Origin of the sequence: Enterobacter sp. PTB, from assembly GCF_051130085.1 — a bacterium.
In the GTDB taxonomy this organism is placed as follows: Bacteria; Pseudomonadota; Gammaproteobacteria; order Enterobacterales; family Enterobacteriaceae; genus Enterobacter; species Enterobacter ludwigii.
The window spans coordinates 1-283 of record NZ_JBDKEE010000164.1 but is presented as its reverse complement, the minus strand read 5'-3'; the positions used below and the strand labels follow the sequence as shown (position 1 = coordinate 283).

The window sequence follows — 283 nt, the reverse complement described above, 5'->3', positions numbered from 1 at the left end:
ATTCAATACGCCATGAAAACGGCCTGCTCAGCGCCTCTGTCCCGCGAAAGCGCAGTACGTCAGCCCTGACCGTGCTGTCGCTTATCGCCAGTTGATACGGGTTCGGCCCGCGAACGTTATTCTGCATCTCACCCACCGCGTTTCCCCTTCACCGGTACCAGACTCAGACTGCCGTCACCCAGCTCAACGGTCCGCGCCTTGTCCGGATCCAGATCGTCACGTCGCAGTACCAGCCGCCAGGTGTTGTGCTTCAGATCCGGCTGGCGAAACAGCGCCACCACCG

At 61.1% G+C, this 283-nt stretch carries 1 pseudogene; it reads right to left on the bottom strand.

The window, feature by feature from the left end:
* Positions 1-128: 128 nt before the first annotated feature.
* Positions 129-283, bottom strand: a pseudogene (locus AAIR21_RS28100) (type VI secretion system lipoprotein TssJ); the annotation flags it as partial.